We start from the raw sequence: 9,840 nt of genomic DNA, 5'->3' as shown, positions 1-9,840 counted from the left end.
TAGATTATATAACTGTGTGCTAAAGCACACGTCCTGCCACTTTGTGGCAGGGATTGAAGCCGCGGAGCGGTTCGGACGTGCTTGCACGGCTGAACGGAAAAATTGCATAGCAATTTTATAACGCGAAAGCCCGGCTGCTGCGGTTTTGCCGCAGCAGTGCCACCCAAATAAATTTATATTGCTATATCTTCGAGTTTTGCTGTAATTCCTGTCTGTTCAAGAGCTGCTCGGATTTTTCCTGCAATTCCGTCTGAAATAAAAAGACCTTCCTTTGTTTGGCGTTCGTGATTGTTGTATTCGATTTCGCCAGGAACAAAGATTTCCTGAACACCTTCGCGTTTTTGAGAGGTTTTTATGCGTTCTATTGTGATGTCGATATTTTGCTTGAAACTTTCGATGTTCGTAAAACGTGATATGTCGATTGCTGCAAAGTTGTAGCCGATTTTGTCGGTGCATTCGGCTGTTGTGTCGCCTTGACCGTCCAAAACCGAAGTCCCGCTCAAAAGTGTTGTCATTATAAAGACGATTAAATCAAGTCCGTAGCCTTTGTAACCTCCGAACGGCAATTGAGGTCCGCCTCCTGTAATTACGTCCGCCGGATTTGTTGTTGTTTTCCCGTCTTTTGTCAAAGCCCAGTCGTCAGGAATTGATTTTCCTTCTGTGTAGGCGAAAAATATTTTGTTGAAGGCGACGTTGCTTGTTGCTGCGTCAAATACGATTGGCCGTTTTTTTCCTGCTGGAACTGCGACGCAAATTGGATTTGTTCCTAAAACCTTGTCGTATCCGCCGAATGGAGCTACTGCAAGTCCTGTCGAGGTAAATGCCATTCCAATCATATTTTCTGGCAGGGCGTCCATGGCGTAGTAGGCGGCAAAGCCAAAATGTGTTGCGTTGCGGACTGTTGTGATTGCAACTCCGTTTTTTTTTGCTTTTTCAATTGTTTTTGCCATTGCGATTTTTCCAGCGACAGAACCTGGTGCGTGGTCTGCGTCAAAAACTGTGGTTCCCGGTCCGTCTTGAACGATTTTTATTTGCGAATGAGGATTTATTTTTTTTGCGCGCATGAGTTTTGAATAATTTTCTGTCTGAATAAGTCCGTGCGAATGAATTCCGCGCATTTCTGCCTGAACAAGGTTGTCTGCTACTGTGTCGGCTTCTTCTTTTTTTAATCCTGATTTTTGAAAAATTAAAGATTCAAGTTCCAGCATTTTTTTTGGATCTACGGTAAGGCTCATAATTCCTCCAGTTTTTTGAATTACACTGAGACGGCTTTTTGTTGCAGAACTGTAAAATTGCTGTTTTTTGAGTCGGAACAGTGCTTTTTTGTGAGTTCGACTTTATCACCAATTAAAAAAAATGAAAATATTTTTTTAACGGATTTTTTACGGACGTTTTATTTTTTATGTCGAATTTTCTGATGATTTGAAAACAAAAATTCAGTCGTGGCAGGTTCTTCCGCCCCATTCTTTTGAGTGTTCGCGTTCGTGTGCGATTAGCGCGTCGAAATCGGCTTCTGGTTCGCAGTTTTCTTCGACATAGCGGGCGGTTTTTTCAAGGCGATAAAGGCATTCACTTTTTTCTGAATAGCCCATCTTGCTTTCTTCTATTGATTCTCCTAGGATACGGATGCTTTCGTCGTAAATTTTGGTAGTGACAGGAAAAGGATGGCCGTCTTTTCCTCCATGTGCAAAACTAAATCTTGCTGGATCTGTAAAGCGGCTTGGAGTTCCGTAAATTACTTCGCTTACAAGAGTAAGGCTCTGCAAAGTTCTAGGACCAAGTCCAGGTGTTAAGAGAAGGCTTTCAAAATCTGTATTTTCGCTTTCGTAAGCTGTGGCAAGGACTGCTCCGAGCCGTTTTAAATCTACATCTTCCGCGCGGATTTCGTGATGAGATGGCATAACGAGGTTTCTGTCGTTTTTTATGAGAATTTGCGTTTTTTGCCATTCGTTGGAAAGATTACTTTGATTTGAAGGCGGATTTTTATTTTTTTCCGCATCATCAAAGAGTTCAAGCTGAAGGCTTTCGCTACCGCCCATTTTTTTTACTTCGCGAATTATGCGGTCTGGATTTTCCTGTGTCAGAGTCAAAATTTTGGAGCGTGTGGAAGAAGCGTTTATGTCGGTCAGATTTAAAATCAGTCCCTGATTTTCGCCAGTTACGCCAGTATGCGGATTTTCGACAAAGCTTTTGAGTTTTTCCGATGACCAGTGGTAGCGGCGCGCTTTTTTTTCGTTTATGTTCATTCCTTGCTGCACTACTGTCCAGTCGCCTTGGTCGCTCAAAATAAAATTATGCTGGTAAAGCTGAAAACCGTCCTGAAGTGCGGTTCCGTCGACTTTTGCAGCAAGCCGGGAGCAGTTTATGAGTTTGTTTCCGTCCATTCCTGTCATGTCGGCAAGAATTTGAAGTTCTTCTGGCGTGCGTCTGCTGTATTTTCCTCGTCCACCGCAGACGACAATTCCAAGTTCTTTTGCACGCCGGTTTAGTCCGCGTTTTAAGGCATACATTACGCTTGTTGTAATTCCAGAAGAATGCCAGTCCATTCCCAAAACAGCGCCCAGACTTTGAAACCATAACGGATCGCTTAGTCTGATTAAAACTTCTTTTTTTCCATATTTTAAGACAAGGGCTTCTATAATCAGCGTGCCGAGCCTCATCATTCTGTCGGCAAGCCATTTTGGAACAGTTCCCGTGTGCAACGGTAAATCCGCATAACCTGAACGCTTTATCATAAAATTAACTATTTATATTTTTCTTGATTTCTCCAGAAAAAGCTTCTCCCTGGCTTTCTTCAAATGCAAAAACTGATTCCCAAAAAAAGTTTTTTCATAAAAAAAGTCTAGCATAAAACGCAAAAACTGTCAGAGTTTTTTATAAAAAATTTGGAGCGCAATTAGTGCACAAGCCCGTCTTGCATGGTTTTATTCCTTCGCTGTGCTTCGGAACGGCTTTGCCGCCATTCCAGCCGGGGCTAGTTTTTTCCGTATAAAACGCAAGTTATTTTCTTTTTTTTATGATTTGGATTTTTTTATTTTTTTTGTATAGAATCATCTTTATGCTAAAAATATTATTTGTTTGCCACGGAAACATCTGCCGTTCGCCAATGGCAGAAATGTTTATGAAAAACCTTGTAAAAAATTCTGGTCTTGAAAAAGAATTTTTTATCGAAAGCGCAGCCTGTCGTACAGACGAAATCGGAAATCCGATTCACCGCGGAACAGTTTTAAAATTAAAAGAAAAAAATGTTCCTTTTACGGATCATCGCGCCCGGCTTATAACTCAGGAAGATTATGGCTTTTATGATTTAATAATCGCAATGGACGAAGAAAACCTGGGCGACCTTGAGCGGAAGTTTGCAGGCGACAAAGAAAATAAATGCCACAAACTGCTTGAATATGCCGGACTTTCCCGCGATGTAGCAGATCCCTGGTACACAGGAAATTTCGACGCCACTTGGAACGATGTGGAAAAAGGCTGCAAAGGATTGCTGAGTTCTCTAAAAATTCCAGAATTCGCACAATAATTAAAAAAACTGTTAGAAATTAAACAGAAAAAACACTCATAATGGAAATTTTGGCATTGTTGGGTTATATTAGTAATATCGTATCTGTAAAAAACAGAACGAAAGGAGATTAAAATGAAACTTTCAAAGAAAATTCTTAAGACATTCTCTGTGATTGCAATGTTAGCTGCTTCAATGGCTGTTGTTTCTTGCGCTGCAGAAGAAGATGATGATGATGAAAATGCTATTACTGGTAGCAATAACGATTATTCAATTAATTTTACAAATAACTCATCTGCGATGTACAGAGCATATCACTCTACATTTAATAACCATCTTGGTGGTCTTTGCCAAATTACTATTGACAAAAACTCAACAGGAGAAGGCACTATTGGATATATTTTTGATCTTGAAACAAATCCAAATCGTGCAGTAAAAGATCCTCGTACGCTTTGTATTGTAGGTTTTAACCTCGGTACTTCAGGAATTGCTAAGCCTTATGTATCTCATTACACAAATGTAACTGATATTCAGGCAGATAATTTTGGAACAAAACTTACTGAAAATACAGCAATAGAAACAGAATATCTTAAACTTGGAACTATGTCTATAAATCTTGCTGACTGTGAAGTTGAGGGAAAGTATGTTCTTACTGTTGATGTAAACGGCAAGGATAATGCAGATTACGTTGTAAAAATTTATAAAGGAAAAGTTGAAAAGGCTGCTCTTGCAACATCAACTCCAGTTAAAACTATAAAAATTCCAAAAACTGATATTTATCCAAATCTTGCTGCTGATAAAAAAATTCCACAGAAAGCAGCCGCTGTATATGTAAATGTTTTTGCTGGAAAAACAATGAAAGCTTCTTGGCACTATGCAAATACATATGCTGAAGCAGAAGTTGTTGAAGAATAATTTTCCTAAACAAATTCAATTAACTTAAAAATAAGCGGTTTTGAGTACTCAAAACCGCTTATTTTTTTTGAAATAAAATTGTTTTATTTTGCAGTTCGACGCTTTTTTGTTAGCAATCCCTTGCGTCATATTCTGTAAGTTTCTCTGCTTTTTGGCGGAAAACTTTTCCGGCTTTCGAATAGAGCGTAAGCGGAACTGTGCAGAAGCTGGTTTGTGGTTGTGTTATGCTCCTTTAAAATAAAAAAAGAGAAGCACTGATTTTTTAGCACTTCTCTTTTTTAAGTCAGAAAACTAGTTCCTGAGTTTTGTCATATGTTTTTTGTGAAAAACTTATGCTCTTTTTAAGTGGATTGCAAATCCGCCTACTTCTTTGTCGAGGTAAACAACCTTGAGTGGAGAAGCGTTTTCTTTGCCTGTCCATTTTTCTGTTCCTGCTACTGGGTTGAAGCCGAACTTTTTGAGGTAAGCAAGTGCACGTTCTACGTTGTTGCAAACCATTGAAATGTGGCCGTTTGTTCCGCGTCCGTTTTCTTTCATGATTTCAACCTGTTCTGAAGCGAAGATTGAAGAGTTGCCGAATTTTGAAGCGAATCCGAAGAGTTCGAACTGTGCTGCAATTTCTTTTGCTTCTGCTTCGTTCTTTGCGTTGATACCCATGTGGTCAATGTGGAAGTTGTGCATTGCTTTTACTGCGTCTTTACAGATCTGGGTAATTTCGTCCCATTTTCCGCCTTCGATCAATGGTTTTTTAACCATCCAGGTTCCGCCCATGCAGAGAATGTTCTTGCGTTTTGCATATTCAGATACGTTTTCTGTGTTTACGCCACCAGTTGGCATGAATGTGCACTGTGGGAAAGGACCACCGAAGTCGTCGATGATTTTGTATCCGCCCTTGCGTTCTGCAGGGAAAAGTTTAAGATGTGTAACGCCTTTGTTGATACAAGCAGTGATTTCTGATGGGTTTGAAATTCCAGGCATTGTTGGAACGTTGTGAGCGATACACCAATCAACAACTTCTGGGTTGTATCCTGGAGAAACGATGAATTTTGCTCCAGCTTTTACAGCACGTTCTGCCTGTTCAATGTTGAGAACAGTTCCTGCTCCAACGAGCATGTCTGGTTCAGCTTTAATCATAGCTTCGATAGCTTCTGCTGCGCATGCTGTGCGGAATGTAACTTCTGATGCAGGAAGTCCGCCCTTTACGAGAGCGTGTGCCAAATCTGCTGCTTTTGAAGCGTCTTCGATTGCGACTACTGGAATAATACCAATGTCACGGAATGTGTCATAAACATCTGCCATTGTAGGACCTCTAATTAGATTAAATGTAATATTTATAATATAGTGAATTTTGAAACAAGTGTAAACGACAAGAAAAAACTTGCAGTTTTATTCCCAGATACTTTTGTCAAAGACTGACTCTGCCGCTTTTTCGGCCGTGTCTTCGAGTTCATAGAAAAAGTCGATTCCTGTGCGTTTTTCCACTTCTGCGACAGTTACGGCATAATTAAAGATTGTGTCTGTGCATTTTTGGTTTGGAAAAATGAATCCGATTGTTGCAATGTTTTTTGCGTCGTCTGGTGTGTTTTTGTCGTTTTCGTCTTCGTAGAGCGGTGCCAATATGACTTTGTAGTAATATTCGGGAACGCTTACCTTATTTGTGCCGATTGATTTGTAGCTGTCAGCGTTTTTTTCGAGTATTGGACCTGAAACGACATAGACTTGTCCAAATTTTTTTGCCCAGTTTCTGACTGAGGATTCGAGGTCTTTCCAAATTCCGCGGTTAAAACTTCCTGTCTGAGGGCTCATGTTTGTCATGTAGAAAGTTTCGCTCATGGCTGTTTTGTCGAAGGCGAAGTCGGCTGCAGGAGAAAGGTGTCCGCGGTCGTAGCCTGTTTTTTTGTAGTCGTCTGGAGTTGCAGATCCTGTTGAAATTTTCGGGTCGGCCCGGAAGTCATCCGAGCGGCTGGCGTTTTTTACGAGATGCTTGTCTGTAAGGCAGTAGGCGCTCCATTCTGCCTGTTCGTAACTTTCGCGGTAGCACAGTGAATAATATTCGTAGGCGCGATGTTCGTGGTCTTTGACGATTTTGTCTGTTCCTGCGCAGCGTGGTTCTGCCAGATTTTGAGAAAGAAAAATAAAACCGTCTGAGGCTGGAGAAGTTTTGTCCGTGGCTTTATTTTTTGACGGTGGATTTTGATCTTCTTGGCTCTGAGGTTCTGCCGGAAGAAATTTTGAAATTGCAGTCTTTGCCTTTTCGATTTTTGGATCTGCAAAGTTTCTTACTTGAGGAACTTTTTCGTAAAGAAAAATGCCGAGAGCGACAATAAAAATTACTGCCGTAACAATTTTATTGAATCTGGAATTTCGTTTTTTTCGTGATTTTGAGTTTTTTGCCATAATGCGTGAATAATAGCACGAATTTTCAAAATATAGAAGAAAAACGGACATATCTGTGATTGGTATTTTCTAAAAACAAAAAATTCAATAAGATTGAAAATGCGTTTTTGCGCAAGGAATTTGTAATGTCTAATTTAATTTTTCCGGAAGGTTATAAATCTCTGCTTGGCGAAAAGGAAACCGAGCATGCCATTGTTTTGATAAAAGATTTTTTTCAGCTCCAGCTTTCTACCGCCCTTAATTTAACTCGTGTTACGGCGCCTCTTTTTGTTGAAAGTGGAAAAGGTTTGAATGATGATTTGAACGGCATTGAGCGTGCCGTAAAATTTCCTGTAAAAGACATGGGCGACGCTCAGATGGAAATAGTTCATTCTCTTGCAAAATGGAAGCGCGTAAAAGTTACCTCGATGGGGCTTGAGCCAGGTTTTGGTATTTATACGGATATGAACGCAATTCGAGCTGACGAAGAAATGGACAATATTCATTCTCTGTACGTAGATCAATGGGACTGGTGCGCTGCGATTACCGAAGAAAACCGCAACGTTATGTATTTGAAGCAGACTGTAAGAAAAATTTATGACTGTCTTAAACACACTGAATTTTTTATTTACGACAGATACGATATGATTGAACCAATTTTGCCTGAACAGATTCATTTTGTTTTTGCTGATGATTTGCAGAAAATGTATCCGGCTTTAACTCCGAAAGAACGCGAAAATAAAATTTGTCAGGAATATGGTGCTGTGTTCCTGATTGGAATTGGCGGAAAATTACCTGACGGAACAATTCACGACGGTCGTGCTCCTGACTATGACGACTGGATTACGGAAACTGGAGATGGACACCGCGGTTTGAACGGTGATTTGCTCGTCTGGAACCCTGTTTTGAAGAATTCTTACGAGCTTTCTTCTATGGGAATCCGTGTTTCTCCTGAGTCGCTTAAGGCTCAGCTTGAAGAACGTGGCTGTCTTGAGCGCAGCAAGCTTGAATTTCATAGACGTCTTTTGGATGGTGAACTTGCCCAGACTATGGGCGGTGGAATCGGTCAGAGCCGTTTGTGCATGTTCTTTTTGAGAAAAGCTCATATTGGCGAAACTCAGGTAAGCATATGGCCTGAGCAGATGAGAAAAGACTGTGGTGAACACGGAATTTTTCTGCTTTAGGTGAATTTTTGCACTAGCGCTGGTAGGGGCGCAAAGCGTTGCCGGGCTTTTGCACGGCAATGAACGTTAGTGAACCCCGGACATAGCGGCGGCTTTAGCCGAAGTGCCAGTTTAAAAAGACATTTTTATGGAAAAAACTTTTACTTTTAATTCGCAGCAGCTTGAATCTTCTCTTGCGTCCTTTTCTGAAAAGGGAATTACGGAATTTACCTTGCAGGATTCTGAAATTTTGGGACACAAGGGACGGCTTTTGAAATTTTTGCAGGCGGTCAGAAAAAATGCGCCGGATTTGTTTGTTACTCTTCCTGTTGATGCGAAAATTCTTGATATGGATGTTTGTAAGGCGTGTGCCGAATTGAATTGTTCTCTTGATATTGTTCTTGATGGCGAAAATAAAGGCGGAAATTTTCTTTTTGACAAGAAATTTTTTGCCAGGCGTGCGCAAATGCTCAATACTCTGGGACTTGTCTTTGGTTTTGACCTGAGTTTTGCCTTTCATGAAGGCGATAAATTAAAATCTTTTTTTGACAGACTTAATTTTTCGGTGAGTTTGTATCCGAATCACATTGATTTTCCGCAGCTTGAAGCTGAAATTTCGGACAGAAAAAAAATTGAAGCAAAGCCGACATCTACTTTTTCGACGCAGGATATAAGGCGTTCTGAAAATATTGCCCGTTCTGCCAGCGTTTTTTATTCGTACGGTCGGGCTGTAACGTGGTTTTTGGCGGTTCTTGCTCCTTTAAAAATCGAGCCTGTAAAATTTTTTGAAGATTTTTTTGAATGGCAAAAGTTGAATAATTACGGGCTTGAAAATGGAATTGAAAAAATCGCTGGCTTGCATTCAGAAATTGAAAAAATGCAGCTTGAATTTTTAAAATTCAAATATGAAGAAAAAAACAAAGGTCAGCTTTTTGAGGTTGTGAGCAATATTGTGCGTTTGAACGGAGCTTTGAGCCGGTGTTTTGGAGAAGGAGAGGAGAGTATTGTCGAAATGTCTTATAATCCCGATGAAGTTTTGAGCGGCCAGGCTATGAACGTGCAGTCTTTTTTTGACAATGCGTTTATGGAATACAGTCGCGTAAGGGTTTTTATGGGAAGCGATGGTCCAGATTTTAAGTATTGTTAAAATTATTCTAAAAAACGTATTTTTTTGTTGACGATTGAACCTTGAAATTGTTAATTTTTAAGTATGGATAAGAAAAATCATAAAGCAGAAGAAAATTCTGCTGAAAATCAGAATGAACACAAAGCGCAGGACGCTGAAAAAACTGAAGAAAAAGGTTCTCAGTCAGAAGAATCAAAAACTTCTGAGCAGAAAAATGACGAGCCTGCTGTAAAGACTTCGGAAGAGCGCATTGCAGAGCTTGAAGCGCAGATTGAGCAGATGAAAAAAGATGCCCTTTACAAGGCTGCCGAAAACGACAACTGGCGCAAACGTATGTTGCAGCAGAAAGAGGATGCTGTTGCATACGCAAATGAAAGTCTTTTGAGCGATCTTCTTGACAGTCTTGATAATTTTGATCGTACTCTTGATGCGGCAAAAGACGTAAAGGAAGCAAAACCGATTGTTGACGGCATTAAACTTACAAACAAATCGCTCGTAAGCATGCTCGAAAACAAATACAATCTGGTTGCTTTTGGAAAAGAAGGTGATGATTTTGATCCTGAACTTCACGAAGCAATTGGAATGCAGGAAGGTGATGTTAAAAAAGAGCAGCTTTTACAGGTTTACCTTAAAGGCTACAAGCTTAAGGACAGAGTAATCCGTCATGCAAAGGTGATGGTTATAAAGCCAAAGGCTTAAAACTAAAATTGTAAATAATTTCAAAAACTGATTCCGTTGGTTTTTGAAGAAAATAA

9 protein-coding genes are annotated in these 9,840 nt (G+C 40.2%); 5 read left to right on the top strand and 4 right to left on the bottom strand.

What is annotated here, in order from left to right; translation table 11 throughout:
• Window positions 1-173 precede the first annotated feature (173 nt).
• Window positions 174-1,235 (bottom strand): Ldh family oxidoreductase, encoded by a 1,062-nt coding sequence (locus tag ACT6XC_RS02105; protein WP_443740628.1) that lies wholly within the window; start codon window positions 1,233-1,235, stop codon window positions 174-176.
• Between the two features lie 201 nt (window positions 1,236-1,436).
• On the bottom strand, window positions 1,437-2,735 hold the full coding sequence (locus ACT6XC_RS02100) for a DUF763 domain-containing protein (RefSeq protein ID WP_443737240.1): 1,299 nt from the start codon (window positions 2,733-2,735) through the stop codon (window positions 1,437-1,439).
• Between the two features lie 323 nt (window positions 2,736-3,058).
• On the opposite strand from ACT6XC_RS02100, the gene ACT6XC_RS02095 reads away from it, so the two are divergent.
• Together ACT6XC_RS02095 and ACT6XC_RS02090 are read left to right on the top strand one after the other, a co-directional pair.
• The gene (locus tag ACT6XC_RS02095; RefSeq protein WP_443740627.1) at window positions 3,059-3,526 is read left to right on the top strand and encodes a low molecular weight protein-tyrosine-phosphatase; all 468 of its coding nucleotides are present in this window, start codon (window positions 3,059-3,061) and stop codon (window positions 3,524-3,526) included.
• Between the two features lie 114 nt (window positions 3,527-3,640).
• Window positions 3,641-4,420 (top strand): hypothetical protein, encoded by a 780-nt coding sequence (locus ACT6XC_RS02090; RefSeq protein WP_443740626.1) that lies wholly within the window; start codon window positions 3,641-3,643, stop codon window positions 4,418-4,420.
• Between the two features lie 330 nt (window positions 4,421-4,750).
• Here ACT6XC_RS02090 and eda read toward each other — a convergent pair whose 3' ends face one another.
• Together eda and ACT6XC_RS02080 are read right to left on the bottom strand one after the other, a co-directional pair.
• The gene (gene eda / locus ACT6XC_RS02085; protein WP_443737237.1) at window positions 4,751-5,719 is read right to left on the bottom strand and encodes a bifunctional 4-hydroxy-2-oxoglutarate aldolase/2-dehydro-3-deoxy-phosphogluconate aldolase; all 969 of its coding nucleotides are present in this window, start codon (window positions 5,717-5,719) and stop codon (window positions 4,751-4,753) included.
• An 87-nt stretch (window positions 5,720-5,806) separates the two neighbouring features.
• Window positions 5,807-6,817 (bottom strand): DNA/RNA non-specific endonuclease, encoded by a 1,011-nt coding sequence (locus ACT6XC_RS02080; protein WP_443740625.1) that lies wholly within the window; start codon window positions 6,815-6,817, stop codon window positions 5,807-5,809.
• A 125-nt stretch (window positions 6,818-6,942) separates the two neighbouring features.
• Between ACT6XC_RS02080 and asnA the strand changes: the two genes are divergently transcribed.
• From asnA to ACT6XC_RS02065, 3 genes are all read left to right on the top strand, one after another.
• Window positions 6,943-7,980, top strand: coding sequence for an aspartate--ammonia ligase (asnA, locus tag ACT6XC_RS02075; RefSeq protein WP_443740624.1), 1,038 nt, complete (start codon window positions 6,943-6,945; stop codon window positions 7,978-7,980).
• Window positions 7,981-8,107: 127 nt separating this feature from the next.
• Window positions 8,108-9,106 carry a hypothetical protein gene (locus tag ACT6XC_RS02070; protein ID WP_443740623.1) on the top strand — a complete coding sequence of 333 codons (999 nt, stop codon included), beginning with the start codon at window positions 8,108-8,110 and terminating at the stop codon, window positions 9,104-9,106.
• Window positions 9,107-9,169: 63 nt separating this feature from the next.
• Window positions 9,170-9,784, top strand: a complete 615-nt coding sequence (locus ACT6XC_RS02065) for a nucleotide exchange factor GrpE (protein ID WP_443737233.1) — start codon at window positions 9,170-9,172, stop codon at window positions 9,782-9,784.
• The last annotated feature ends 56 nt before the right edge of the window (window positions 9,785-9,840 follow it).

The sequence above is a fragment of the Treponema berlinense genome (assembly GCF_052273165.1).
In the GTDB taxonomy this organism is placed as follows: domain Bacteria; phylum Spirochaetota; class Spirochaetia; order Treponematales; family Treponemataceae; genus Treponema_D; species Treponema_D berlinense_A.
This window is presented reverse-complemented; position numbering and strand designations above follow the sequence as displayed.